This is a genomic window from Bradyrhizobium elkanii USDA 76 (assembly GCF_023278185.1).
GTDB classification, from domain to species: Bacteria; Pseudomonadota; Alphaproteobacteria; order Rhizobiales; family Xanthobacteraceae; genus Bradyrhizobium; species Bradyrhizobium elkanii.
Genome location: NZ_CP066356.1, coordinates 5,389,419 through 5,415,168 on the forward strand (window position 1 = coordinate 5,389,419; position 25,750 = coordinate 5,415,168).

The 25,750-nt window shown below is 64.4% G+C and carries 29 protein-coding genes; 10 read left to right on the forward strand and 19 right to left on the reverse strand.

The genetic code is table 11. From position 1 onward, the window contains the following. Nucleotides 1–2: 2 nt before the first annotated feature. From JEY66_RS26280 to JEY66_RS26290, 3 genes are all read right to left on the reverse strand, one after another. Entirely contained in the window at nt 3–587 is a 585-nt protein-coding gene (locus tag JEY66_RS26280) for an NnrU family protein (RefSeq protein WP_026192675.1), read from the reverse strand. A gap of 70 nt (nt 588–657) precedes the next feature. After that, on the reverse strand, nt 658–1,269 hold the full coding sequence (locus JEY66_RS26285; protein WP_018271258.1) for a hypothetical protein: 612 nt from the start codon (nt 1,267–1,269) through the stop codon (nt 658–660). Between the two features lie 226 nt (nt 1,270–1,495). After that, complete coding sequence (locus JEY66_RS26290; RefSeq protein ID WP_018271257.1) at nt 1,496–3,115, reverse strand: peptide chain release factor 3; 1,620 nt, start codon at nt 3,113–3,115, stop codon at nt 1,496–1,498. 153 nt (nt 3,116–3,268) lie between these two features. Between JEY66_RS26290 and sugE the strand changes: the two genes are divergently transcribed. Beyond that, the gene (sugE, locus tag JEY66_RS26295; RefSeq protein ID WP_018271256.1) at nt 3,269–3,583 is read left to right on the forward strand and encodes a quaternary ammonium compound efflux SMR transporter SugE; all 315 of its coding nucleotides are present in this window, start codon (nt 3,269–3,271) and stop codon (nt 3,581–3,583) included. A 58-nt stretch (nt 3,584–3,641) separates the two neighbouring features. Here sugE and JEY66_RS26300 read toward each other — a convergent pair whose 3' ends face one another. The 7 genes from JEY66_RS26300 to JEY66_RS26330 form a co-directional block, all read right to left on the reverse strand. After that, nucleotides 3,642–4,646 (reverse strand): inorganic phosphate transporter, encoded by a 1,005-nt coding sequence (locus JEY66_RS26300; RefSeq protein WP_016839883.1) that lies wholly within the window; start codon nt 4,644–4,646, stop codon nt 3,642–3,644. A gap of 100 nt (nt 4,647–4,746) precedes the next feature. Further along, nucleotides 4,747–5,391 (reverse strand): DUF47 domain-containing protein, encoded by a 645-nt coding sequence (locus JEY66_RS26305; RefSeq protein ID WP_016839882.1) that lies wholly within the window; start codon nt 5,389–5,391, stop codon nt 4,747–4,749. A gap of 144 nt (nt 5,392–5,535) precedes the next feature. Continuing rightward, entirely contained in the window at nt 5,536–6,504 is a 969-nt protein-coding gene (locus JEY66_RS26310) for a branched-chain amino acid ABC transporter permease (RefSeq protein WP_026192674.1), read from the reverse strand. A 1-nt stretch (nt 6,505) separates the two neighbouring features. Then, a complete protein-coding gene (locus tag JEY66_RS26315) occupies nt 6,506–7,369 on the reverse strand; it encodes a branched-chain amino acid ABC transporter permease (RefSeq protein WP_016839880.1) in 864 nt (287 codons plus the stop codon). Nucleotides 7,370–7,433: 64 nt separating this feature from the next. Continuing rightward, nucleotides 7,434–8,663: an ABC transporter substrate-binding protein gene (locus JEY66_RS26320; protein ID WP_016839879.1), complete on the reverse strand. Its 1,230-nt coding sequence runs from the start codon at nt 8,661–8,663 to the stop codon at nt 7,434–7,436. Nucleotides 8,664–8,703: 40 nt separating this feature from the next. Beyond that, nucleotides 8,704–9,447, reverse strand: a complete 744-nt coding sequence (locus JEY66_RS26325) for an ABC transporter ATP-binding protein (protein ID WP_018271255.1) — start codon at nt 9,445–9,447, stop codon at nt 8,704–8,706. After that, on the reverse strand, nt 9,440–10,195 hold the full coding sequence (locus tag JEY66_RS26330) for an ABC transporter ATP-binding protein (RefSeq protein WP_016839877.1): 756 nt from the start codon (nt 10,193–10,195) through the stop codon (nt 9,440–9,442). The genes JEY66_RS26325 and JEY66_RS26330 overlap by 8 nt, the downstream gene beginning before the upstream one ends. Nucleotides 10,196–10,534: 339 nt before the next feature. Between JEY66_RS26330 and JEY66_RS26335 the strand changes: the two genes are divergently transcribed. Together JEY66_RS26335 and JEY66_RS26340 are read left to right on the forward strand one after the other, a co-directional pair. After that, nucleotides 10,535–10,696, forward strand: a complete 162-nt coding sequence (locus JEY66_RS26335) for a hypothetical protein (RefSeq protein ID WP_018271254.1) — start codon at nt 10,535–10,537, stop codon at nt 10,694–10,696. A 3-nt stretch (nt 10,697–10,699) separates the two neighbouring features. After that, on the forward strand, nt 10,700–11,317 hold the full coding sequence (locus JEY66_RS26340; protein WP_018271253.1) for a hypothetical protein: 618 nt from the start codon (nt 10,700–10,702) through the stop codon (nt 11,315–11,317). 87 nt (nt 11,318–11,404) lie between these two features. On the opposite strand, the gene JEY66_RS26345 is transcribed toward JEY66_RS26340, so the two are convergent. The 4 genes from JEY66_RS26345 to JEY66_RS26360 all read right to left on the reverse strand — a co-directional run bounded on the left by JEY66_RS26345 (nt 11,405) and on the right by JEY66_RS26360 (nt 14,023). Continuing rightward, nucleotides 11,405–11,719 carry a YrhB domain-containing protein gene (locus JEY66_RS26345; RefSeq protein WP_018271252.1) on the reverse strand — a complete coding sequence of 105 codons (315 nt, stop codon included), beginning with the start codon at nt 11,717–11,719 and terminating at the stop codon, nt 11,405–11,407. A 31-nt stretch (nt 11,720–11,750) separates the two neighbouring features. Further along, nucleotides 11,751–12,119 carry an ArsC family reductase gene (locus JEY66_RS26350; RefSeq protein WP_018271251.1) on the reverse strand — a complete coding sequence of 123 codons (369 nt, stop codon included), beginning with the start codon at nt 12,117–12,119 and terminating at the stop codon, nt 11,751–11,753. Nucleotides 12,120–12,452: 333 nt separating this feature from the next. Then, complete coding sequence (locus JEY66_RS26355) at nt 12,453–12,962, reverse strand: cytochrome P460 family protein (RefSeq protein ID WP_018271250.1); 510 nt, start codon at nt 12,960–12,962, stop codon at nt 12,453–12,455. 20 nt (nt 12,963–12,982) lie between these two features. Beyond that, nucleotides 12,983–14,023, reverse strand: a complete 1,041-nt coding sequence (locus tag JEY66_RS26360; RefSeq protein WP_026192673.1) for an alpha/beta fold hydrolase — start codon at nt 14,021–14,023, stop codon at nt 12,983–12,985. 163 nt (nt 14,024–14,186) lie between these two features. Here JEY66_RS26360 and JEY66_RS26365 point away from each other — a divergent pair, with 163 nt between their 5' ends. The 3 genes from JEY66_RS26365 to JEY66_RS26375 all read left to right on the forward strand — a co-directional run bounded on the left by JEY66_RS26365 (nt 14,187) and on the right by JEY66_RS26375 (nt 18,177). Then, nucleotides 14,187–15,740, forward strand: a complete 1,554-nt coding sequence (locus JEY66_RS26365) for a winged helix-turn-helix domain-containing protein (protein ID WP_018271248.1) — start codon at nt 14,187–14,189, stop codon at nt 15,738–15,740. Nucleotides 15,741–16,081: 341 nt separating this feature from the next. Then, nucleotides 16,082–17,548, forward strand: a complete 1,467-nt coding sequence (locus tag JEY66_RS26370; RefSeq protein ID WP_026192672.1) for an amidase family protein — start codon at nt 16,082–16,084, stop codon at nt 17,546–17,548. 47 nt (nt 17,549–17,595) lie between these two features. Continuing rightward, entirely contained in the window at nt 17,596–18,177 is a 582-nt protein-coding gene (locus tag JEY66_RS26375; RefSeq protein ID WP_018271246.1) for a TetR/AcrR family transcriptional regulator, read from the forward strand. Between the two features lie 33 nt (nt 18,178–18,210). On the opposite strand, the gene JEY66_RS26380 is transcribed toward JEY66_RS26375, so the two are convergent. Both JEY66_RS26380 and JEY66_RS26385 read right to left on the reverse strand, forming a co-directional pair. After that, nucleotides 18,211–18,852, reverse strand: a complete 642-nt coding sequence (locus JEY66_RS26380) for a glutathione S-transferase family protein (RefSeq protein WP_018271245.1) — start codon at nt 18,850–18,852, stop codon at nt 18,211–18,213. Nucleotides 18,853–19,134: 282 nt separating this feature from the next. After that, nucleotides 19,135–20,463 (reverse strand): dicarboxylate/amino acid:cation symporter, encoded by a 1,329-nt coding sequence (locus JEY66_RS26385; protein ID WP_018271244.1) that lies wholly within the window; start codon nt 20,461–20,463, stop codon nt 19,135–19,137. A 140-nt stretch (nt 20,464–20,603) separates the two neighbouring features. Here JEY66_RS26385 and JEY66_RS26390 point away from each other — a divergent pair, with 140 nt between their 5' ends. Both JEY66_RS26390 and JEY66_RS26395 read left to right on the forward strand, forming a co-directional pair. After that, nucleotides 20,604–20,762, forward strand: coding sequence for a DUF5993 family protein (locus tag JEY66_RS26390; protein ID WP_018271243.1), 159 nt, complete (start codon nt 20,604–20,606; stop codon nt 20,760–20,762). Nucleotides 20,763–20,770: 8 nt separating this feature from the next. After that, complete coding sequence (locus tag JEY66_RS26395; RefSeq protein WP_018271242.1) at nt 20,771–21,325, forward strand: disulfide bond formation protein B; 555 nt, start codon at nt 20,771–20,773, stop codon at nt 21,323–21,325. On the opposite strand, the gene JEY66_RS26400 is transcribed toward JEY66_RS26395, so the two are convergent. Next, on the reverse strand, nt 21,322–22,026 hold the full coding sequence (locus JEY66_RS26400) for a glutathione S-transferase family protein (protein WP_018271241.1): 705 nt from the start codon (nt 22,024–22,026) through the stop codon (nt 21,322–21,324). The two genes, JEY66_RS26395 and JEY66_RS26400, sit on opposite strands and share 4 nt — an antisense overlap. Nucleotides 22,027–22,121: 95 nt before the next feature. On the opposite strand from JEY66_RS26400, the gene JEY66_RS26405 reads away from it, so the two are divergent. After that, nucleotides 22,122–23,003: an SDR family oxidoreductase gene (locus JEY66_RS26405; RefSeq protein ID WP_018271240.1), complete on the forward strand. Its 882-nt coding sequence runs from the start codon at nt 22,122–22,124 to the stop codon at nt 23,001–23,003. 32 nt (nt 23,004–23,035) lie between these two features. Here the strand turns inward: JEY66_RS26405 and JEY66_RS26410 are convergent, their stop codons facing one another. Further along, a complete protein-coding gene (locus tag JEY66_RS26410; RefSeq protein WP_026192671.1) occupies nt 23,036–23,380 on the reverse strand; it encodes a Lin0512 family protein in 345 nt (114 codons plus the stop codon). Nucleotides 23,381–23,442: 62 nt separating this feature from the next. Further along, entirely contained in the window at nt 23,443–24,666 is a 1,224-nt protein-coding gene (locus tag JEY66_RS26415; protein WP_018271238.1) for an MFS transporter, read from the reverse strand. A gap of 98 nt (nt 24,667–24,764) precedes the next feature. Between JEY66_RS26415 and JEY66_RS26420 the strand changes: the two genes are divergently transcribed. Then, nucleotides 24,765–25,706, forward strand: a complete 942-nt coding sequence (locus tag JEY66_RS26420) for a LysR family transcriptional regulator (RefSeq protein WP_018271237.1) — start codon at nt 24,765–24,767, stop codon at nt 25,704–25,706. Nucleotides 25,707–25,750 lie beyond the last annotated feature (44 nt).

The following is a 25,750-nucleotide window of genomic DNA, read 5'->3' on the forward strand; positions in this document are numbered from 1 at the left end:
AGTCAGGCTCCCATGACAGGCACGCCGATCACGACCGGGTGGAACGCAAACGCCAGCGCCAGATAGACGATGACACCGACCGCAATCGCGATCAGGTCGTTGGTTGGGCCGCCCACCGGAATCGGCGGCGCGCCGGCATCCGTGCGGCGCTTCAGCGAGATGCGGTCATAGACCGCCCAGCCGAGAAACGAGCCGAACAGGATGATCGAGCCGAGATCGCCATTGGCGAGCAGATGCGCGAACGCCCACAGCTTCACGCCGGCGAGCATCGGATGCTTCAGCGTGGTGTAGATGCGGCCGCGGAGATAGGAGGCGACGACCAGGATGACGGCAGGCAGCATCAGCGCCACCGCGATGTGCTTGAACGCTGTCGGCGGCGTCCAGACGTCGATCCATCCGGTCGCGCGATAATGCGCAAAGCCCCAGATGATCAGCACGAGCCCGGCCGCGGAGGCGAGCGAATAGGCGATCTTGTAGATGCCCTCGCCCATCGCCTTGATCAGGTCGGCGCGTATCTCGCGCAGGCTGGACAGCACATGGACGCCGAGGAACAGCACGAGACCCAGGATCATGACGAGCAGTCCCACGATGTTCCTCCTCTGATCGATCAATGCCTTCGCGTATCACCTTCGCCGGGCGGGTGGCAATGCGTCAGCTTCACGGCTTGTTGGCCGATTTGGCCAGCTCCCGGTTGTCGACATAGCGGATCATGATCGGCCGGCCGGCCAGCGCGCCGCCCAATCCGCCGGTGAATTTCAGGGGCAGGCAGGCATCCAGCGAGGCGTTGATCGCATTGAGGTAGGTGGTGCGGGTGTCGGCCGGGATGCCCCGCGTCGAAAACGTCAGGCGCGGCGCGCCGATCATCTCGCCCGATCGTTTGAAGCTGAATCGCACCGACATCTGCATGCCCGCGCGCGCGTCGTCCGGCGGTGGCGGCGCCCAGCAGGCGCGCAGCGCGGCGAACAGATCGCCGATGGTATTGAGATCATGATCCGGCTTGCGGTACTTCTCGGCCTGATCCTGCGGTGGCACGGTCAGGATCGTGAGCTGGAGATTTTCGCCGTACGGATAATCGATCTCGGGGAGGCATGGCCCGTGGTTGAACACGCTGCAATAGGATGGGATGCAGGGCCCGCTGTCGAGCACGCTGCAGGGTGTGTGCGCGAACGGCACCGGGTTGGTCTGATGCCGCTGCCGCGCAGAGGCAGCGCCCGCGAGGCCAAGGGCCAGCACGGCAAAAGCGAGGCAGATGGCGACGCGTCGGAGCATGCAGATGGACCCGGATTGCGCTTTCGGGGCAAATGGTGCCGCGGCCGGAGCGCATCAAGCGGGGCGGCGTTCACGTCCTCGCGCTTTTCGCTCCACAACCCCCGCTGTCATCGCCCGGCTCGACCGGGCGACCCAGTATTCCAGAGACGGCGGTGATTGAACGGATAAGCCTCGGCGAACTGGATCCCCCGGGTCGAGCCGGGGGACGACACCGAGTATGCGGAGGCTACGCCTTCTTCTTCACGTCCTTGACGTTGGAGAAGGTGATGCCCTCTGCGCGCTCGCGGGTGTAGCCGAGATAGAACTCGTTCTTGGCCATGAACACGGGATCACCGTCGACGTCGTCGGCGATGCCGGAATTGTTGGCGGCGATGAACGCATCAAGCTGCTTGCGGTCGTCGGACGAGATCCAGCGCGCCAACGAGAATTCAGAGATCTCGAACTCGACCGGCAGCGAATATTCCGCGTCGAGCCGCGCCTTCAGCACGTCGAGCTGCAGCGGGCCGACCACCCCGACCAGCGCCGGCGCGCCGTCGCGCGGACGGAACACCTGCACGACGCCCTCCTCCGACATCTGCTGCAAGGCTTCCTTCAGCTTTTTTGCCTTCATCGCATCGGTCAGCCGGACGCGGCGGACGATTTCCGGCGCGAAGCTCGGCACGCCGACGAAGGTCAGATCCTCGCCCTCGGTCAGGGTGTCGCCGATCCGCAGCGTGCCGTGGTTGGGAATGCCGACGACGTCGCCGGCAAAGGCCTCGTCGGCGACCGAGCGGTCCTGCGCGAAAAAGAACTGCGGGCTCGACAGGCTCATGTTCTTGCCAGTGCGCACCAGCTTGGCCTTCATGCCGCGGCTGAGTTTTCCGGAGCACAGCCGGGCGAACGCGATGCGATCGCGGTGGTTCGGATCCATGTTGGCCTGGATCTTGAACACGAATGCGCTCATGCGCGGCTCCGATGCCTCGACCTTGCGCAAATCCGAGTCCTGCGCACGCGGCGCCGGCGCGAACTTGCCGAGGCCCTCCAGCAAGTCGCCGACGCCGAAATTGCGCAGCGCGCTGCCGAAATAGACCGGCGTCAGATGGCCCTCGCGGAACGCCGCGAGCTCGAACGGCTTGCAGGCCTCCGAGGCCAGCGCGAGTTCGTCCTTGACCTCGGCGACGTCGAGATTGGGGTTGCGCTTGCCGAGATCGGCGATGTCGATCTGCTCGGTGGCGCCGGTCTTGGCGCCGCCGCCCTCGAGCAGCCGCACGCCGCCATTGACGACGTCATAGGTGCCGAGGAAGTCGCGGCCGCGGCCGACCGGCCAGGTCATCGGCGTGGTGTCGAGCGCCAGAGTCTTCTCGATCTCGTCCAGAAGCTCGAACGTGTCGCGGCTCTCGCGGTCCATCTTGTTGATGAAGGTGATGATCGGGATGTCGCGCAGCCGGCACACCTCGAACAGCTTTCGGGTGCGCGCCTCGATGCCTTTCGCGGCGTCGATCACCATGACCGCGGAATCGACCGCGGTCAGCGTGCGGTAGGTATCTTCCGAAAAGTCCTCGTGGCCCGGCGTGTCCAAGAGGTTGAACACGAGGTCGTTGAACTCGAAGGTCATCACCGAGGTGACGACCGAGATGCCGCGCTCACGCTCGATCTTCATCCAGTCCGAGCGCGTGTTGCGCCGCTCGCCCTTGGCCTTGACCTGGCCCGCGAGATTGATGGCGCCGCCGAACAGCAGCAGCTTTTCCGTCAGCGTGGTCTTGCCAGCGTCCGGGTGCGAGATGATCGCAAAGGTGCGCCGTCGCGCCACTTCCTCTGAAAGCGGCGAGCGGGACGGCGATTCGGCTGAAACTGAAATGTCGGACATGGCGGGGCATTTGGCAGGGAAAACGGGCGCAATCAAGGGCGTTTTGTCGCAATGCGGAACGGCCGCACCGTCCCCATATAGGCACCGGAAGGACGACCTTCTGCTCACCATACCATTCGCGGGGACGACCCTGCCTTATCTGGAGGGTTCGTGATGGCTTGGACCATTCTGTTCACCGCTGGCCTGCTCGAGATCGGCTGGGCGATCGGGCTGAAATATACCGAAGGTTTCTCGCGGCTGGTGCCGTCGGTGCTGACGCTGGCGGCGATGGCCGGCAGCGTGATCCTGCTCGGCCTCGCGCTCAAGACGCTGCCGATTGGAACCGCCTATGCGGTCTGGACCGGGATCGGCGCGGTCGGCACCGCGGCGCTCGGCATCATCCTGCTCGGTGAACCCGCGACCGCGATGCGGCTGGCCAGCATCGGGCTGATCGTTGCCGGCATCGCCGGGCTGAAGCTGGTCGGCTGATGACTTCTTTCGGACGCGTTTTGCTAACGCGAACCGGCTTCCACGTCGCTCGAAAACGCTACTTCAGAATCTGCACCGCCCAATAGGTCGCGGCTGCGACCGCGGCCGACGCCGGGATCGTGATCACCCAGGCGTAGACGATCGAGCTCGCCACATTCCAGCGCACGGCGGAGAGCCGCCGTGCCGCGCCGACGCCGACGATGGCGCCGGTGATGGTGTGCGTGGTCGATACGGGAACCCCGAGATAGGTCGCCATGAACAGTGTCGCAGCGCCGCCGGTTTCGGCGCAAAAGCCCTGCATCGGCGTCAGCTTGGTGATCCGCAGCCCCATGGTGCGGACGATCCGCCAGCCGCCCATCAGCGTGCCCAGCGCCATCGCGCTCTGGCAGGCCAGCACGACCCAGAACGGAATTTCGAATTTGTCGCCGAGATGGCCCTGCGAATAGAGCAGCACGGCAATGATGCCCATGGTCTTTTGCGCGTCATTGCCGCCATGGCCGAGCGAATAGAGCGAGGCCGAGGCGAATTGCAGGATGCGGAAAGCGCGATCGACCGCGAACGGCGTCGAGCGCACCGAAAGCCAGGACACGATCGCGACCAGCACCAGCGCGAGCAGGAAGCCGACCAGCGGCGACAGCACGATCGCGAGCAGGGTCTTGGAGAGCCCGCTCCACACCGCCGCCGAAACGCCCGCCTTCGCCATGCCGGCGCCGACCAGGCCGCCGATCAGCGCGTGCGAGCTCGACGAGGGAATCCCGAGCCCCCAGGTGATCACGTTCCAGACGATCGCGCCGACCAATGCTGCGAAGATCACGGTCGCGTCCACCACCGACGGGTCGATGATCCCGGTACCGATCGTATTGGCAACGTGCAGGCCGAAGACTGCGAAGGCGACGAAGTTGAAGAAGGCCGCCCAGAACACCGCATATTGCGGCCGCAGCACGCGGGTCGAGACGATGGTCGCGATCGAGTTGGCGGCATCGTGCAGGCCGTTCAGGAAGTCGAACAGCAGCGCGACCGCGATCAGGATGGTCAGAACGGGAAGACCTAGCGTGGCGTCCACGTGATGGCCCCGCTCTATTGTGCTTTGTTGAGCATGATCTCCGCGCAAACGCTTCGCGTTCGTCGCGGGGAAAACCTCATCACACTTTTCCGGATCATGCTCAGACTTGCTCGATCACGATGGAGTTGATCTCGTTGGCGACGTCGTCGAAGCGGTCGGCGACCTTCTCGAGGTGATCGTAGATCTCGGCGCCGACGATGAAGTCCATGGTGTTGGCGTCGCGGTGCTTCAGGAACAATTCCTTGAGCCCGATATCATGGAGATCGTCGACCCGGCCCTCGAGCTTGGTCAGCTCCTCGGTGATCTGGGTCAGCATCGAGACGTTCTGGCCGATGCCCTGCAACAAGGGTAGCGCGCGGACGACCAGATTGGCGCATTCCACGATCAGCGTGCCGATCTCGCGCATCGGCGGCTCGAACTCGCGCACCTCGAACAGCATCACCGCCTTCGCGGTCGCCTGCATCTGGTCGACCGCGTCGTCCATCGAGGTGATCAGGTTCTTGATATCGCCGCGATCGAACGGGGTGATGAAGGTGCGGCGAACCGCGGTCAGCACCTCGCGGGTAACGCTATCGGCGTCGTTCTCGAACTGATTGACGCGCTGGCAAAAGACAGGTGTCTCCTCCCCGCCCTTCAGCATGTCCTGCAACGCCAACGCGCACTGCACCGAGGTCTGGGCGTGGCGGGCGAACAGGTCGAAAAAGCGCTCTTCCTTGGGCAGGAAGGCGCGAAACCACCGCAGCATGTCTCAGTTCCATCGTTCCGGGACAGCCCTTTTAGCGGCTGTCACAGAACTGTCATAGAGCATCTGGCGGGGAAAACATCGGGATCGACCGCCCAAACGGGCGGTCGTCCACCGCTATGTGGACGAAAATCGCCGAGACCTGCCCTACAGCGACCGCCGCAGCAAATGGGCCAGTTCACCGACCAGGCCACGCCGGAACAGCAGCACGCAGGCCACGAAGATCACGCCCTGGATCACCGTCACCCACTGGCCGAAACCGGCGAGATATTGCTGCATGGCGATGATCACGAAGGCGCCGACCACCGGACCGAAGATGGTGCCGAGACCGCCGACCAGCGTCATCAGCACGATTTCACCTGACATCGACCAGTGCACGTCGGTGAGCGAGGCATTCTGCGCCACGAACACCTTCAGCGAACCGGCAAAGCCCGCCAGCGTGCCCGACAGGATGTAGGCCAGCATCTTGTACTGGTCGGTCTTGTAGCCGAGCGAGATCGCCCGCGGCTCGTTCTCGCGGATCGACTTCAGCACCTCGCCGAACGGCGAGTTGATGGTGCGGTAGATCAGCAGGAAGCCGGCGAGGAAGCCGACCAGCACGACGTAGTAGAGCACCATCGGCTTCGACAGGTCGAAGATGCCAAGCAGGTGGCCCTGCGGGATGCCCTGGATGCCGTCCTCACCATGGGTGAACGGCGCCTGCAGGTAGATGAAGTAGAGCAGCTGCGACAGCGCCAGCGTGATCATCGAGAAATAGATGCCCTGGCGGCGGATCGAGATGAAGCCGGTGACGAGGCCGAGCAAGGCCGCGGCCGCGGTGCCGACCAGGATGCCGAGCTCCGGCGACAGCCCCCACACCTTCAGCGCGTGCGCCGAGACGTAACCGGCGGTGCCGAGGAACATCGCGTGGCCGAACGACAGCAGGCCGCCATAGCCGATCAGGAGGTTGAAGGCGCAGGCGAGCAGCGCGAAGCACAGCGCCTGCATGACGAAGAACGGATAGATCCCCGTCCACGGCACGATCGCCAGCAGCAGCGCCATCGCGGCGAATACGATCATCTCGTCGCGCATCGCGCGCGGCGTGATCGGAAGTGTATCGTCGGTCAATGCTGACATATCAAGCCGCCCGTCCCGTCAGTCCCGTTGGCTTCACCAGCAACACCACCACCATCAGGACAAACACCACGGTGTTGGAGGCCTCGGGATAAAAATACTTGGTCAGTCCCTCGATCACGCCGAGCGCGAAGCCGGTGATGATCGAGCCCATGATCGAGCCCATGCCGCCGATCACGACCACCGCGAACACCACGATGATGAGATCGGCGCCCATCAGCGGGCGGACCTGGTTGATCGGCGCCGACAGCACGCCGGCGAGCGCGGCAAGACCGACGCCGAGCCCGTAGGTCAGCGTGATCATGCGCGGCACGTTGATGCCGAATGCGCGCACCAGCGTCGGGTTCTCGGTGGCGGCGCGCAGGTAGGCGCCGAGCTGCGTCTTCTCGATCAGGAACCAGGTCGCAAGGCACACCACGAGCGAGAAGATGACGACCCAGCCGCGATAGATCGGCAAGAACATGAAGCCGAGATTGACGCCGCCCTTGAGCTGATCCGGGATCGAGTAAGGCAGGCCCGAGGAGCCGAAATAGTTCTGGAACACGCCCTGCACGATCAGCGCGATGCCGAAGGTCAGCAGCAGTCCGTAGAGATGGTCGAGGCCGGTCAGCCATTGCAGCATGGTCCGCTCGAGGATCATGCCGAAGATGCCGACCACGACGGGTGCGATGATCAGCGCCCACCAGTAATTGATGCCGCCCAGGTTGAGCAGGAAATACGCCACGAAGGCGCCCATCATGTAGAGCGCGCCATGCGCGAAATTGATGATGTTGAGCATGCCGAAGATGACGGCGAGCCCCAGACTGAGCAGCGCGTAGAACGAGCCGTTGATCAGTCCCACCAGAAGCTGTGCGTAGAGAGCCTGCATCGAATGAGCTTTCGCTAGATAGATGAAGCCCGCCGGCCACGCCCATGGCCGGCGGGCATGATCGTCACTTCTTCAGAAGCGGGCAGGTGCTCTTGTCGAGCGGCGTGAAGGCCTGGTTGCCCGGCACGGTGCCGACCAGCTTGTAGAAGTCCCACGGTCCCTTGGACTCCGAGGGCTTCTTCACTTCGAACAGATAGGCGTCGTGGGTGACGCGGCCGTTGGCCTCGACCTCGCCCTTGCCGAACAGCGGATCGTCGGTCGGGATCGTCTTCATCTTCGCGACCACCTTGGCGCCGTCATGCGGATTGCCGCCGAGCGCTTCCAGCGCCTTGAAGTAATGGATGAGGCCCGCATAGACGCCGGCCTGCACCATGGTCGGGGGCGCGCTGTTCTTCATCCGCTCCGAGAAGCGCTTGGAGAAGGCGCGGGTCTTGTCGTTGAGGTCCCAGTAGAACGTCTCGGTGAAGTTGAGGCCCTGCGCGGTCTCGAGCCCGATCGCCTTGACGTCGGTGAGGAACAGCAGCAGCGCCGCGAGCTTCTGGCCGCCCTTGACGATGCCGAACTCGGCCGCCTGCTTGATCGAGTTGGTGGTGTCGCCGCCGGCATTGGCGAGGCCGATGATCTTGGCCTTGGAGGCCTGCGCCTGCAGCAGGAAGGAGGAGAAGTCGGCGGTGTTGAGCGGATGCTTGACGCCGCCGACCACCTTGCCGCCATTGGCGGTGACGACGGACGTGGTGTCGCGCTCGAGCGCGGCGCCGAACGCGTAATCCGCGGTGAGGAAGAACCAGGTGTCCCCGCCCGCCTTCACCAGCGCCTGGCCGGTGGCGTGGGCGAGCATGTAGGTGTCGTAGGTCCAGTGCACCGTATTCGGCGAGCACTGCGCGTTGGTGAGATCGGAAGTGGCGGCGCCCGAATTGATGTAGACGCCGTTCTTTTCCTTCACCACGTTGTTGACCGCGAGCGCGACGCCGGAATTCGGCACGTCGACGATGGTGTCGACCTTGTCGACGTCGAACCACTGGCGGGCGATGGTGGTGCCGATATCCGGCTTGTTCTGGTGATCGCCGGAGATCAGGTCGATGGTCCAGCCCTTGGCCTTGAGGCCGGAGTCCTCGATCGCCATCTGCGCCGCCAGCGTCGAGCCGGGGCCGGCGAGATCGGCGTAGAGGCCGGACTGGTCCGACAGCGCGCCGATCTTGACCGTCTTGTCGAGCTTTTCCTGGGCGGAGGCGACGCTTGCAGCCGAGAGCACCATCGCGGTGCCGAGCAGGAGCGCCGAAATCTTGTTCTTCATGTCGTATTCCCTCGTCTTAAATTTTCTGGTTCTGGCGATATCAGACGCCGAGATAGGTATGGAGCTTGTCCATGTTGGCCGACAGCTCGGAATTGGCGAAGCCGTCGATCACCTTGCCGTGCTCGACAATGTAGTAGCGGTCCGCAACGGTCGAGGCGAAACGGAAATTCTGTTCGACCAACAGTATGGTGAATCCCTGCGACTTCAGGCGCGCAATGGTGTGCCCGATCTGCTGAATGATGACCGGCGCCAACCCTTCGGTCGGCTCGTCCAGCATCAGGAAGCGCGCGCCGGTCCGCAGGATGCGCGCAATCGCCAGCATCTGCTGCTCGCCGCCCGAGAGCTTGGTGCCCTGGCTGGTGAGGCGCTCCTTCAGGTTGGGAAACAGCGTGAAGATCTGGTCGAGCGGCAGGCCGCCCGGGCGCACCACCGGCGGCAGCAGCAGGTTCTCGCGCACGTCGAGGCTGGCGAAAATGCCGCGCTCCTCGGGACAGAATGCGATGCCGAGCCGCGCGATCCTGTCCGAGGTGGCGCGGATGATTTCCTGATTGTCGAAGCGGATCGAGCCGGAGCGCTTGCCGATCACGCCCATCACCGACTTCAACGTGGTGGTCTTGCCGGCGCCGTTGCGGCCGAGCAGCGTCACCACCTCGCCGGCCTTCACGTTGAAATTGATGCCGTGAAGGATGTGGGATTCGCCGTACCAGGCCTGCAGATCCTTGACCGTCAGCACGTCGGCGCCGGCCGCAGCCACGGGCTTCTCCGCCAGTTTTGCCTCAGCCATGACCCGCTCCCAGATAGGCTTCCTTCACGCGCTCGTCCTTGGAGAGGTCGGCGTAGTTGCCCTCCGCCAGCACCTGCCCGCGCGTCAGCACGGTGATGATGTCGGAGAGGTTGGCCACCACCGAGAGGTTATGTTCGACCATCAGGATGGTGTATTTCGCGGAGATCCGCTTGATCAGCGCCGCGATCTTGTCGATGTCCTCGTGGCCCATGCCGGCCATCGGCTCGTCGAGCAGCATCATCTCGGGGTCGAGCGCGAGCGTCGTTGCAATTTCAAGTGCGCGCTTGCGGCCGTACGGCATCTCGACCGCCGGCGTGTTGGCGAATTCGCTCAAACCGACGTCGTTCAGGAGCTCATGGGCGCGCGGATTGAAGCGGTCGAGCACGCTTTTCGAACGCCAGAAATCGAACGACGAACCGTGCTGCCGCTGCAGCGCCACGCGAACGTTCTCGAGCGCGGTCAGATGCGGAAATACCGCCGAAATCTGAAACGAACGGACCAGCCCGAGGCGCGCCACGTCGGCCGGCGGCATCGCGGTGATGTCGTGGCCCTTGTAGCGAATCTGGCCTGCCGACGGCTTCAGGAATTTGGTCAGCAGATTGAAACAGGTCGTCTTGCCGGCGCCGTTCGGCCCGATCAACGCATGGATACTGCCCCGACGCACTTTCAACGCGACGTCGCGAACGGCAAAGAAACCCGCGAATTCCTTGGTCAATCCGCTGGTTTCGAGGATGAACTCATCGGCCAAATAGATTCCCCCATACGCCATCGCTGCGAGGCCCCTCGCCTGCGTGGCCAGCTTTTTTCGTGTCCGACAGGCGTCCGATCCGTCTTGGAAACCGTCCGGGGCCCGTCGCCTCCGGGCCGGAATATGCCGTCATCTGCGGCGGTTACGCAAGGTGGAAAGCTGTGCAGTGCGGCATCCGCGTGACCGGTTCCGGTTGATCCTTAGTCGAATGGCATTTCGGCGCGCTTTACGCCTCGGGAAAGCGGTCGTTAACGGTGTTTTGCTCCGGACTCCCACTTTCATAGAATATTTCCGCGCCTCGGCGAAGCTCCGGCCATTGCATGATGAATGGCTAGAGCCTTGCATTTCGAGCGCGCCAGTTCTTCGGTCGTCAAGTCGATCCCGCAACGTGATGTCCTCGGCACGTGGCTGCGACTTTATGCCCGCAGCCAAACCATCCCGCAGATCGATGAACTTGTCCCTGGCCGCATCCCGTTCGGGGATGTGCCTGAATTCGGCTAGCCGATGCAATTCAGAAGTGCCGATCCATCGGTGGTCAAGTCGATCACGCAGCGGGTGCTGCTGAACGCCTGGCTGCGCGCGCTGCACATGCCGGACGCGCTTCCCCCGTTGTGCGACTTCCATACCGAGGGCAGCGCCGACGAGCGCGCCGACATGATGGGCTTTGACGTGGTCGGCAGTGGCGAGGCCGCGCGTTTCCTGATTACGCAGCAAGGCGCGAGGCTGACGACAGTCTATGGCAACGAGCACGTCGAACCGCAGCTGCGCACCAACCGTTATCTCGATGACGCGATCGGCCCGGAGCGCTACGCGGGGGTCGTCCTGTCCTATCGTGCCTGCCTGGCGCGCAAGCGCCCGACCTACACGGTTGCGGAGGTCACCGACGCCGAGGGCAAGGAGGTTTCCTATGAACGGCTGCTCTTGCCGTTCGGACGTGGCGATGCCGTCGAGCACATCGTCGGCTCCTACAAGGCGATCAGCATCGAGGGCGGCTTCCGGCTGCACAACCTGATGGGGGTGGCTGCGAAGTCGGCTCCGGTGGTCACGGAGCGTGCCGTGATCGACCGCAGGTTCGTGCCGGTGGATCGTCCCCTGGGCCATGATTCAGTCGAGTTGATCTAGTTCCAGGACACACACGCATAGACGCTCGCTGATGTCCGGCGCGCCGCGACACCGACCGCCCATTTGTAACCGCGGCAATGGATGTGCTTACCAAGTTGGAAGCTGCGGCGTTCGTTGAAGTGCGGTTGGCGGGAGCGTCTTCTCGTACTCAGCCAAATAGTGTTCAAGCGGCTTTGCCGTTCCCGTTACGCGCAATTCACACGTGCTTCTGTTCACGATGATCGGAGCATTCCCGGCGAGCTGGGCTAAGGGGTTGCCATCATCGAGGAATTCTTTGGATTGGTAGAAGAATATCCAGCCATATGGTTTCGCGATTGTGGCCTCACGCACAATGCGCGCCGCTCCCTCGCAAAGGATATCCACCCAAGCGATTGCAAGCGCTGCCGCTTTATCGAAGTCCATGATCAGCGTCTCATCAGTTTTGCAGAAAGCATCAGCCCTTCTTGCCCGCCTTTGCCGGCACTTCCTTGGCATAGATATCCGGCTTGAAGCCGACGACGCGCTTGCCCCCGAGATCGAGCACCGGACGCTTGATCATCGACGGCTGCTCGGCCATCAGCGCCAGCGCCTTGCGCTCGTTCAACCCCTCCTTGTCGGCATCGGGCAGCTTCTTGAAGGTCGTGCCGGCGCGGTTGAGCAGCGTCTCCCAGCCAACCTCGTCGCTCCACTGCTTGAGCTTGTCCTTGGCGATCCCGGCGGTCTTGTAGTCGTGGAAGTCGTAGGCGACGCCGTGATCGTCGAGCCAGGCCCGCGCCTTCCTCATGGTGTCGCAGTTCTTGATGCCATAGATGGTGATGGTCAAAGCCGTTCCCCGCATGCGATTGCGGCGGGGAAACTAGCCTCACTGCAACGGCAACGCCAGATCAGACCGCGCCGCAAGGACGTGAAGAAGGCGTAGTGCCATGCTCGGTGTCGTCCCCCGGCTCGACCGGGGGACCCAGTACGCCGCGGCATCTCCGTGATCGGTGCATGGCGCTCGTCAGAAACACCGCCGTCGTCCTGGCGAAAGCCAGGACCCATAACCACCGCAGTTGATTGTGAATGGGATCGCGGCCCCAGCGTCGCGCAATGACTGAGATTTGGGGTAATGGGTCCTGGCTTTCGCCAGGACGACGATGAGGGCGGTTGATCGCACTCAATGCGCGTAATGCGTAAAGACGAAATCGTGATCGCTGGCGTGTGCCTCATGACAGGCGAAACACGTCTCGTGCTGGGCGGCGTCGACCGGCTTGCCGTCGACGAAGCGGCCAAAACCCCAGCCTCCGGTCGAGGCATATCTGGCGGAGTCCTTGACCATGACCTGGACGGTGGTCGCCGGCCCCGTGATGAAGGCGCCGTCGAGGCCTGCAACCGGCTTGCGCTTCCAGGCGAGCTTGACCAGCACGGTGCCGTCGGGGAAGCGCGCGGCGCCGTCCTGATAGGCCTTCACGGCGGTCGCGTTGCCGAGCACGCTGCGAAGCTCATTCAGCCCGGTCTCCTCGCCGACCGCGATCAGTTTCCAGTCGCGATAGCCGTCAGGGATTTTCACGCCGAAGATCGGCGATGCCGGTGCCGCATCGTCGGCCTTTCCGACGGCGAACGGCAATGACGCACTGATGCAGGCTGCCGCGATCGCGGCAGCTGCCCATTTCACAACCTGGCTCATGATCCTCGATCCGCTCCGTCTCAGACCTTGCTGACGTCGATGATGGCCTGGACGAAGGCCTGCGGCGCTTCCTGCGGCAGATTGTGGCCGATGCCGCCGGTCAGGAGCCGATGCTCATAATGGCCGGAGAACTTCTTGGCATAGGCCGCGGGCTCGGGATGCGGCGCGCCGTTGGCATCGCCCTCCATCGTGATGGTCGGGATCGCGATGACCGGCGCCTGAGCCAGCGTCTTCTCGAACGCGTCGTACTTCGCCTCGCCCTCGGCGAGCCCGAGCCGCCAGCGATAATTGTGGATCACGATGTCGACGTGGTCGGGATTCTCGAACGCAGCCGCGCTGCGGTCGTAGGTGGCGTCGTCGAACTTCCACTGCGGCGAGGCGAGCTGCCAGATCAGCTTGTTGAAGTCGTGCCGGTTCTTGGCATAGCCCTCACGGCCGCGCTCGGTCGCGAAATAAAACTGGTACCACCATTGCAGCTCGGCCTTCGGCGGCAGCGGCATCTTGCCGGCCGCCTGGCTGCCGATCAGATAGCCGCTCACCGACACCATCGCCTTGCAGCGCTCGGGCCAGAGCACCGCCATGATGTTGGCGGTGCGCGCGCCCCAATCATAGCCACCGAGCACAGCCTTCTCGATCTTCAAAGCATCCATCAGCGCGATGATGTCGGCGGCGACCGCGACCGGCTGGCCGCTGCGCATGGTGTCGCTGGAGAGGAAGCGCGTCGTGCCGTAGCCGCGCAGATGCGGCACGATCACGCGGTAGCCGGCCTCGGCCAGCGCCGGCGCGACGTCGGCATAGCTGTGGATGTCGTAGGGCCAGCCGTGCAGCAGGATCACCGCGGGACCGGACGCAGGACCCATCTCGACATAACCGGTATCAAGCACGCCGGCATTGATCTGCTTGCCGGGACCGATCGAGGTGTGGGCGCCGGCCTTGATCGCAGGCAGCGCCGGCTTGGACTGGGCCTGAGCCGAGCCGATGACGCCGAGCCTGGAAGCGGCAAGGATCCCGCCGGCGATGCCGAGGAAGCGGCGGCGTTGCTGATTGATGGATTGGGACATGGCGATCTCCTGCATCTGGTGTCGGGATCGAATATTGCAGAGACCGCCCCCGTCCGCTTTCAGAGGACGTGGATTTGTCCTTCAGGCCGTCGTGATTTTTGCTCCGGGCGGCCTGTGCTAGGTTCCGCCACCGATTCAGCCGCCGGCCGCCGGACTCTTCGATTTGACTTACCATTTCAACGACTTGACGCTCGATTCCGAACGCCGTGAGCTGCGCCGTGGCGATGCTCTGGTGGCCGTCGAGCCGCAGGTCTTCGACCTCATCGAGTTCCTGATCCGCGCCCGCGATCGGGTGGTCAGCCGCGACGAGGTGCTGGCCGCCGTCTGGCACGGCCGGATCGTCTCGGAAGCGACACTGAGCAGCCGGATCAACGCCGCGCGGACCGCGATCGGCGACAATGGCGAGGAGCAGCGGCTGATCCGCACCCTGCCCCGCAAAGGCCTCCGCTTTGTCGGCGATGTCAGGGAGGACACCGCGCACGATCGCCCGGTTGCAGACAATGCCGGCCCGCCACGGCCGAGCGAAGGCCCGTCGATCGCGGTGCTGCCCTTCACCAATATGAGCGGCGACCCCGAGCAGGATTATTTCGCCGACGGCATCGCCGAGGACATCACCACCGCGCTCGCGCGTTGCAGCCGGCTTACGGTGATCGCGCGCAACTCCGCCTTCACCTACAAGGGCAAGGCGGTCGACATCCGCCAGGTCGGCCGCGATCTCGGCGTCGGCTATGTTCTCGAAGGCAGCGTCCGCCGCGGCGGCGATCGGCTGCGGATCACCGGGCAGCTGATCGACGCCGTCTCCGGCGCGCATCTGTGGGCCGACCGGTTCGATGGCGCCGCGACTGATGTGTTCGACCTGCAGGACCGCATCACCGAGAACGTGGTCGGCGCGATCGAGCCGACCCTGCTCGTTGCGGAAGCCGAGCGGGTGCGGGCCACGCCGCCCGACAGGCTCGACGCCTACGATCTGCTGCTGCGCGCCTATAGCCTGCGATACGAGTTCACGCCCGAGAGCATGGAAGCGGCGCTCGATTGCCTCGACCAGGCGCTGGCGCTCGACCCCGCTTATGCACCGGCGCTGGCGGCCTCCGCCTATTGTCATGCGATGCGCCATGTCCAGGGCTGGCTGAAGCCGAACGACGCCTACCGCGAACGCGCGGTCGCGCAGGCCTGGCGCGCGGTCGAGCTCGCGCCCGGTGACCCGCAGGTGTTGTGGATGGCGGCGTTCGCGATCTGGAACATGGCCGACGAGATCGAGCCCGCGCGCGACCTGTTCGAGCGTTCGCTTGCGATCAACCCGAACTCGGCGATGGCGCTCGTGCTCGGCGGCTGGATCGAGGCGATGCGCGGCAATCAGAAAGCCGGCCGCGCCATGATCGAGCGCGCGCAACGGCTGAACCCGCGCGACCCGCGCGGCTGGTTTGCCGCCGCGGCGCTGGCGATCTGCGCGGTGCTCGACCGGAATTTTGCCGAGGCGGTGATGTGGGCCGACAAGGCGCTGGCGCAGAACCGCCGCTTCGCGGTGGCGCTGCGCGTCCTGATCGTGGCGCTGGTCAAGACCGGCGACAACGCACGCGCGGCCCAGATCGCGCGCGAGCTGCTCAAGATCGACCCGGAGTTCACGATCTCCGGCTTCCTGTCGCGGGTCCCGTTTCCGGTGCAATCGATGTCCGCGACCTATCGTGAGACGCTGAAGGCGGCCGGTGTCCCGGACTGACGCCGCTCGAAGGACGCGACGTTCATTCACCCGGTACGTCGCACGACGTGCCTGGCGGCTTCGGCGTGATGGTCAGCGCCGAAGGGGGACGGTCGCGATGTGCCCGGACGCGGACGCATTATACTGACCTTGAGTTCTGTCAGTTTGACCCAAAGCAGACGTCTTCTTCCGATGATTGACGGCTCACCACCGCGTCAACACCTCACGCTCATGTGTCCAGAACAAGTAGACGCCCTTATTGAATTACGATCGTAATTTAATATTATGACCGTAATGGCATCGAGCTGAGCCGCTGTTGAGCGGCTGCGGAATGCCGCAAACAGGCTCCTTGCGAGGACTCCATGGGCGACACCAGCACCATTTCAGGTCGTAGCGAACCGCGAGAATTCTTGGATCCTTCCTCGCTGGGGCTCGCAGCGGCTGCGGTAGCCATTCGTGCAGGCCATATCACGTCCGAAGCGTACACTGCGGCGCTGCTGCTTCGCGCCCGAACGCTTGCCGAGCTCAACGCCTTCATCACCATCGACGAGACGGCCGTGTTGGCGGCCGCGAGGGACGCGGACAAGGCACGAGCCGCCGGATCGGCGGCTCTGCTACTGGGTGTGCCGCTTGGGGTGAAAGACAGTTATTTGACGAAGGGGCTGCCTACGAGCCTGGGTCTCGATAGCCTTGCTCGCTTCGTGCCGCGCGAAGATGCGGACGCTGTCCGCGCCATCAAGGGTGCGGGTGCCCTGGTCTTCGGGAAGAACAACCTCGTCGAGATGTCTTACGGCTTGACCGGTCACAACGAACGTTACGGCCAAGTGAAGAATCCGCACGCACGAGATCGCGTTGCGGGCGGCTCCTCGAGCGGCTCCGCCGCATCGGTGGCTGCAAACCTTGTTCCCGCGTCGTTGGGCGGTGACACCGTCGGGTCGATCCGGGTGCCCGCATCCTTTTGTGGGGTCGTGGGATTCAAGCCAACGACCGGACGTTGGCCACGCAACGGCGTTGCTCCGATCTCCCACACGCTCGACACGACGGGTGCATTCGCCCGAAGCGTCGAGGACTGCATCTTGCTGGATCAGGTCGTGACGGGTGAACAAACGGCCGAGTTCTCCGACGACGGCAACGATCTGAGGGGAGTTCGACTGGCCTTCGCGCCTCGACAATTCCTCCATCTGGTGGACTCGGAGGTCGAGATCCGGTTCCGCGAGGCGGTTCGGCAGCTACGGGACGCAGGCGCCGAGGTTATTGAGGTCGACCTTGGTGACGATTTCAACGCCCTCATCCAAACCGCGACATGGGGCATCTTCGCGCACGAGACGATGGGTGCGATCTCGGATTTCCTTCGTCGTCACGACGTTCCGACCACGTTCGAGGCGATCTACGACGGGCTTAAGCCCCAACTTCGGCAAGCATGGGGGCACATCGTCCTGCCGGGCGGTGCGGGCGCTGTCTCAGCTGAGGCCTATCAGACTGCGCTCAACGTGAGCCGGCCTGAAATCCGGCGCCGTCTCGACAAGGCGTTCGTCGCTGAAGGAGCGCAGATCATTCTGCAACCGACCACACCATGCCCCGCGCCCTTGATCGAAGAGCAGGCGACCGTCCGTGTTGCGGGACAGGACGTCAGCTACCTCGCCTTGGCGAACCACACCGTGTCGGCGAGCAGCGTGGGGCTGCCGGGTATCAGTCTTCCCGTTGGCCGCTCTCGCGCTGGGCTGCCGCTTGGCCTTGAACTTGACGCTTCGGTAGGTAGCGACCGGACGCTTTTGGTCCTCGCTCGTAAGATCGAACGCGTTTTGGGTACCGCGTCGACCGCGACCTAGCGCTCTGAGCCGTGCTGGCTGCGGGACATTGATGGAGTTGGCAGAAGATGCGTTTCGAGAAAGGTCACAAGTTGTCGACAAGACGGCACATTGTCGATGTGGCATCGAAGTGCATGCGCCGGGACGGCATCTCCGCGACAGGAATTACGGCGATTATGGGCGAGGCTGGCCTGACCAAAGGGGCTTTCTCGCCGCACTTCGAGTCCAAGCGGGTGCTTGTTCGCGAGGCGCTGGCACTGGCACTGGACGGTCAGCAGCATCGCCTTGATGAAGATCAGCTCAAGGGCCTCGACCTTGAAAGCGCAGTTCGTGGATACCTGAACCGCGCTCACCTCGAAGCCCCTGCGGACGGTTGCCCCTCCGCGGCGTTGCTTCCGGAAATCGCGCGCCAGCCCCTGTCCATCAGGCAAGATTACGAGAAAGCGCTGCGAAGCTACATTGCCACTTTGGCCGCGCTACTTCCCGGCACAGATTCTGTAGAAAAACAACGGCGCGCAACCGCCATCTTCGGGCTCATGGTGGGCACCCTGCAGTTTGCGCGGGCCGTGCCCGACGCTAACGAAGCGCAGAAGATCTTGGATGGCGGCGTTGAGGCTGCATTGCAGTTGGCGCGAACTCCATCACCTTAACGTCGGAAAGAACGTCGAGACTCAGTTCGAGCACTACAATCCCGGTGACCTCGCCGCCCAAGCCTTGGTGGCCTTGCAGCTTTCCATCGCTCGGACGTAGGCAGCGCGTGCCGTCGTGCGGGCGAGATAGTCCCGCTCGGTCAAACCGGGGACGTAGTTGCCGGTTCGCATGCCGAGCAGGAGGGCGTAGCTCACCGAGATATCGGCAGCAGTGAATCGGTCGCCGGCGACATAGGGGCAATCCGCGAGGCGGCGGATAACCAACCCCAGCCGGCTTTCGAAGGTCTCGAGAGCCCAGCAGGTAACCTGGGCATCTCGCTCGGCTTCGGGTGCCAGTTGGCGACCGACAATGACGGCGTTCATCGGCCCGGCGAGCCCGGCCTCGCCCAAGTGGAGAAACTGCAGATAGGAAGCGAAGGCGGGATCGTCAGGGGCGACGGCAAGCGAACCCGAGCCGTGGCGGGCGAGCAGGTACTCGAGGATCGCAATCGATTCGACCATGATCGTCTCGCCGTCCTGCAGCGCGGGAATGAAGCCGGCGGGGTTGATTGCGAGGAAATCGCGATCCTTCTCGGCTGCGAGCAGATCGACCGGGCGCAGCCGATAGGCCAATCCCAATTCCTCGAGCAGCCAGACAACACGGAAGCCGCGACCTTCGCCATAGACGGTGAGCATGGTTGAGCGCTCCTGGATTGGGCTGGATGACCTAACTCGCAGAGCCAAGCCCGTCGCCAACGGACCAGCGATGCGCATCATGCGCTCAAGGCTTCGCGCATATGTGCGAAATGCCTTGGAGCGGCCCTCTGCGCAATTTCGGAATATTAGAAGAATACCCCTGAGTTGCCCGACATGTCAAGTTGCCTGGTCGAACGCCGGCCGCCGCCGGCTCCTTTGCATGGGGTTGTTTTCGATATTTTGGCGGCGCCCCCTGCGACGGCCCCATCACTTCATATTGCTCTAGCCGGAGCCGCCCGGCTCCAGCGCCTCGCCGAGCTCGAGCGGATGCGCCATCGTCTCGTGCAGCGCCTGCTTGTCGAGCTCGCCTTCCGACAGACTGATCACGACGCAGGCGACGCCGTTGCCGATCAGGTTGGTGAGCGCGCGGCACTCGCTCATGAACTTGTCGATGCCGACCAAGATCGCGATCGACTGGATCGGAATGTCGGGCACGATCGACAGCGTCGCGGCCAGCGTGATGAAGCCCGCGCCGGTGACGCCGGAGGCGCCCTTCGAGGTGATCATGGCAATGCCCAGAATGCCGAGCTCCTGCCAGATCGTCAGATGCGTGTTGGTGGCCTGCGCCAGGAACAGCGTCGCCAGCGTCATGTAGATGTTGGTGCCGTCGAGATTGAAGCTGTAGCCGGTCGGCACCACGAGGCCGACCACCGAGCGCGAGGCGCCGAGATGCTCCATCTTCTGGATCATCTGCGGCAGCACCGTCTCAGACGACGACGTGCCGAGCACGATCAGGAGCTCGTCCTTGATATAGGCGATGAAGCGGATGATCGAGAAGCCGGCGAGCCGTGCGATGGCGCCCAGCACGATCAGCACGAACAGGATGCTGGTGAGATAGAAGGTCGCGATCAGCGCCGCCAGATTCAGCAGCGAGCCGAGGCCGTAGGCGCCGACCGTGAAGGCCATCGCGCCGAATGCGCCGAGCGGCGCGGCGCGGACGATGATCCGGATGATGCCGAAGAACATCTTGGCGGCCATGTCGATCGCGGAAGCAATCGGCTCGCCGACCTTGCCCATGAGAGCGATGGCGAAGCCCGAGAGGATCGAGATCAGCAGCACCTGCAACAGGTCGCCGCGCGCGACCGCACCGAGATAGCTGTCCGGAATGATCGCCATCAGATGGGCGACGATGCCCTGCTCCTTGGCCTGCGTGACGTAGTTGGAGACCGATTTCGGATCGATCGTGGAAGGATCGATATTGAAGCCGTGGCCGGGCTGCAGCAGCTCGCCGACCAGAAGACCGACCGCAAGCGCCACCGTCGACACCGCCTCGAAATAGATCAGCGTCTTCAACCCGACCCGGCCGACGCGCTTGAGATCGCCCATCGAGGAGATGCCGTGCACCACGGTGCAGAAGATGACCGGCGCGATCATCATCTTGATCAGCGCGATGAAGCCGTCGCCCAGCGGCTTCAATTCCTTGCCGAGATTCGGATAGAAATATCCGATCAGGACACCAGCCACGATCGCGATCAGCACCTGGACGTAGAGGATCTTGTACCAGGGCTGATGATGGGGACGGGCAACGGGCTTGATCGCGGCTGTAGTCATGAGGCGCCCCGGCTAGGATGAACTCAACTGGTGATGCCATCTTGGCGGAGCCGCGCGCAAGCGACAATGCCGCTTCGCGCCGTCGCGAGCGCACACGAATCTGTCATAGACTGCGTGCGGATCGCATCGGGAGGCTGGGAATGGACTTCACGGCATTGTTTCTCGCCATCACCATCGCCATGCTGGTGGCCTGGCGTGGCCCGCGCCCCGTCGCGATCGGCCTGTTCGCGGTGATCCTGATCGCCTGCGTCGCGACCTTGCTGCACCACGCTACCGACCGTCTCACCTTGTCGTTCTGAGGCCGGCCATGAACGACACGCAGGCCGTCACCCTCAATGCCGTCGCGCTCTATGGGCTGGCGTTGGTGCTGGCCGCCGCCTTTGCCGCGCAGCTGCTGCTCCACGAGCTGCCCTGCCCGCTCTGTCTGTTGCAGCGCCTCCTGTTCGCCCTGCTGGCGATCGGGCCGATCCTCAATATCCGCTTCGGGCCGCGGCCGAGTCATTATGCGTTGTCGCTGCTGACGGCCGTCCTCGGCGCGACGGTCTCGACCCGGCAGGTGCTGCTGCACATCCTCCCCGGCGATGCCGGTTACGGCTCGGCGCTGCTCGGCTATCACTATTATACGTGGGCGCTGATCGGCTTCGTCGCCGCGATCCTGCTGCTCGCGGCGATGCTGCTGTTCGACCGCCAGTTCGAGCACCGCGCGGCGCCGGGCAGCTCGCCCGGCAGGTGCGCGCAGGGCGCGGTGTGGCTGGTGATCGGGCTGACGGCACTGAATGTGCTCTCCACCCTGCTCGAGTGCGGCTTTGCCGCCTGTGCCGACAATCCCGTCGTCTATGAGCTGCTGAAGTCGGCGCGTTAGGGACGCTTCGGAATATTCAATCCGCGCTCCACCGCCGGCCGCTTGAGACCGCGCTCCAGCCAGGCGGCGACCTGCGTGAACTGGTCGAATTCGACGAGCTCGCGCGCGCCGTAGAAGCCGGTCAGATTGCGCACCCAGCCGAGCATCGAGATGTCGGCGATGCTGTATTCATCGTCCATGAACCACAGCCGTCCGGCGAGATGCGTCTCCATCACGCCGAGCAGGCGCCTGGACTCGGCGACGTAGCGCTGCAGCGGCCGCTTGTCCTCGTAATCCTTGCCGGCGAATTTGTGGAAGAACCCGACCTGGCCGAACATCGGTCCGATGCCGCCCATCTGGAAATGCACCCACTGGATGGCCTGATAGCGGCGCGCCGCGTCCGCCGGCAACAGCTTGCCGGTCTTGTCGGCGAGATATTGCAGGATGGCGCCGGATTCGAACAACGGCAGCGGCTTGCCGCCCGGACCGTTGGGATCGAGGATCGCCGGGATCTTGCCGTTCGGGTTCAGCGACAGGAACTCCGGCGTCTTCTGGTCATCCTTGTTGAAGTCGACGAGATGGACCTCGTAGGGCAGCCCGATCTCCTCGAGCATGATCGAGACCTTCACGCCGTTCGGCGTCGGCAGCGAATAGAGCTGCAGGCGGTCCGGATGCCGGGCGGGCCAGCGCTTTGTGATGGAAAAGGCAGACAAGTCGGTCATGTCGACATTCTTTGCAAGGGTTGTTGCTTTGCAGGGTTGTTGTTGGACGGCTAATGTACGGAGCTCAGTGAAAGCCGCAAGGTCTGCAACCGGCCATGGACGATCAACAGACAGGCGCAACAACGGGCGCAACGCTCGGCCTCTCCGACGACGAGCTCGCAACGCACCCGACCGTGTTCGCGGCCGATGCGCTCGGCGGTCAGGTGGTCGTGGTGTCCGGCGGCGCCGGCGGCATCGGCCGCGCCATCGCATGGCTGTTCGCCCGGCTCGGCGCGCATGTCGTGGTCGCCGGCCGCAATGCCGACAGGCTCGACGCACTGGTCGATCATCTCGTCCATCGCGGGCTCAAGGCGTCCGCGCATGTCGCCGACATCAAGGATCCGGATGCAGTCAACGCGATGTTCGAGGCGCTGTGGACCGAGCATGGCCGTGTCGATCATCTCGTCAACAGCGCCGGCGGCCAGTTCCCGCAACCCGCGATCGACGTCTCCATCAAGGGCTGGAATGCGGTCATCAACACCAACCTCAACGGCACCTGGTACATGATGCAGGCCGCGGCGCAGCGCTGGCGCGACCGCAAGCATCCCGGCAGCATCGTCAATATCGTCGTGGTCACGACGCACGGCCTCTACGGCATTGCGCACTCGATCGCGGCACGTTCCGGTGTGATCGGCCTGTCGCGCGCGCTCGCGGTCGAATGGGCGCCGCTGAACGTCCGCATCAACTGCATCGCGCCCGGCGCGATCGAGACCGAGGGCTGGAACGTTTACAGCGAGGCGGCGCGCGCGGCCTATCCGCGCTCCAATCCGATGATGCGCCCGGGCACGCCCTGGGACATTGCGGAGGCCGCCGTCTACCTCGCCGCGCCCTCCGGCAAGTTCATCACCGGCGAGACGCTGACCGTCGACGGCGGCGGCCAGCATTGGGGCGAGACGTGGACGACCGGCAAGCCCGACTATTTCAGAGGCGGCGAATAGCGCACGCATGCCGGTCGCCTGACGCGCTTCCGTCACTTGCCGTCGTCGAAGCTGACGATGACGGCGGCGTTCGCGATCAGGATCGGGTCGTTGCCGAGATCGGACGGAATCTCGAGCCCGCCCGCGATCGCCTTCACGGTCTTGGTGCCATAGGGCAATTCCTTCGCGACCGCTGCGGTATCGACGTCTTCGGGATTCGGCACGGCGATCGTGACGTCGACGAACATGTCGTTGGCGGTCTTGCCGAGCATGCGGAAGAAGCCGAGGCTGGAATGGCGGATCGCGTCCGAGACGGCCCGCTTGGCGGCCTTGGTGGCGTCGCGGCCGTGGACGTCGACGCCCATGCCCATTTCGGTGATACAGCGCACGCGTGTCATGAAGGTTCCTGTTGTCGTTGGCGTGAGAGACCTTCACTCCTTCGGCCCCTGCGCGCGCGGCGTCAAGCCGGGTCCGTCGCCTCGCTTACGCGCTTGTGATCGCAGCGCGCCAGCATCCATGCCGCGAGGCCGGCAAGGATCGCCGCGGCCACCACCATGACGCAGGCCGCGCCCCAGCCCGATGCCGAGACCACAGCGCCGACCGCGATCGGACCGGTGACTTGGCCGAAATTGCTGCCCGTCATCAACAGGCCCATCATGACAGGCACCATCGCCGCCGATCGCGCTGCCGCGGGCGCGGTTGCAAGCAAGGTGGCCGGGATCAGGCCGCCGATCGCGGAGAACAAAAGGCACAGCCAGAATGCCCCCCACCCGCCGAGCACCGGCAGGAAGATTCCGAGCGCGGACGCGCCCATCGCGAATGCCGCCACGGCGATCAGCAGGTTGCGGCTGACGCCGCGCGCAAGCAGATGACCGGCGGCAAGATTGCCGACAACATTGCCGGCCGCAGCCAACGCACTGAGCGCGCCGGCGCCTTGGCTGGACACGCCGAGCCGCTCGGTCAGCAGGATCGGCAGGAAGCTGAACAATGCAAAGAACATCAGGCTGTAGAGCGCAAACAGCACCATCAGAAGCGCCGGGGTGCGGCGCCGCGCCAGCGCGGTGGCTTCCTGCATCAGCCCGGCCCGCGCGGGACCGGTCCGCGATGCCACTTCAGGCGCGATGAGGCTCGCAAGGATGAACAGCACACCGGCAAAGGCAGCACTGGCCCACCAGATCGTACGCCAGCCATCGAAGATCGGGCCGGCGACCAGCGCCAGCGCGATCCCGAACGGCATCACGCAGCTCCACACCGCCATGGTGACATCGCGTGCGCTGACATCGACGACACGATCCAGAAGTGCAGGAGCCGCGACCATCACCAGCAGGAAGCCGAGCCCCTCCAGCAGGCGCGATGCGAGCAGCACCGCGAGCTGTGGCGCGAGCGCGCCCGAGCCTGCCCCCAGCGTGATCGCCGCGAGACCGCACAGCAGCACCCTGCGCGTGCCAACCGCGGCAATCACCACGCCCGCCGGGACGCTGCCGACAAGCCCCAGGACCGCAAAGATGCCGGCGATCGTTCCGACCGCGGCAAGGTCGATGCCGAGGCTCTGTTGCAGCATCGAGGCGGCAATCGGAACCTTGCCGACCTGCAGCGCCGCGCCGATCCCGCAACCGATCACGATCGCGACCGTGGCCCATCGCTTCGCCTCGCTCTGCTGCATCACGGCCGTCTCGATCGTCATGCGTCCACTCCGCCCCCGGCTCACGACACAGAGATAGCGTTTCCCGACCATCGACAGGAGTGATATGTTTTGCATCCGATTGATCGATTTCATAGATCATGCTCGATAACCTCACGCTCGACCAGATCCGCACCTTTGTCGCCATCGCCGAGAGCGGCAGCTTTCGCGCCGCCGCGACCAAACTGGCGCGGGTGCAATCCGCGGTCAGCCATGCCATCGCCAACCTCGAGGCCGAGCTCGGGCTCACGCTGTTCGACCGCTCCAGCCATCGCCCGGCGCTGACGGCCGAGGGCAAGGCGCTGCTGGGCAACGCGCGCGACCTGCTGCTCCGTGTCGACGCGATGCGGGCGCGGGCGCGCGGCCTGGGCGACGGGGTGGAATCGGAACTCTCGCTCGTCGTCGATACGCTGTTTCCGATCGCCGCGGTCGGCGCGGCGCTGACGGAAATGCGGGCGGCCTATCCGTCCATCAGCGTGCGGCTCGCGGTCGAACCGATGGGCGGTCCGATCACCGGCTTGACCGAACGGCGCAGCGCGCTCGCGGTCACGGTCGGTGAGGATTTTCGCGATCCCCGCCTCGCGCTGGATGCGATCTGCGCGGTGCAGATTGTCGCCGTCCCCTCCGCCGGCCATCCACTCGGCCGCCGCGGCCGCAAGAGCGTGGCTGATCTCGCCGATCATCTGCAGATCGTGCTGTCGGATCCGACCCCGCTGTCGGAGGGCCGCAGCTTCGGCGTGCTCTCGCCGCAGATTTGCAGGGTGAGCAATCAGGACACCAAGCACGCCATGATCCTGGCCGGGCTCGGCTGGGGCCGGCTGCCGCTCTGGCAGGTGGCGCGCGACCTCAAGGAGCGCCGCCTGGTGCGGGTCGAAACCGGCGCGCTCGGCCGCAACGCCGCGCTTGCGATGGAGGCCTATCTCGCCCACCGGCTCGATGAACCGCTGGGACCTGCGGCACGTGCATTTACCGATGCATTGACGCGGATCGCTGCGGGCACGCATACGGCGAAGATCAGGGCAAAGACGTCGAAGAAACACTGAGCTCAGCTATCGCCCGCCCGGCTCCGTGGCGGCCGTCCGCAACC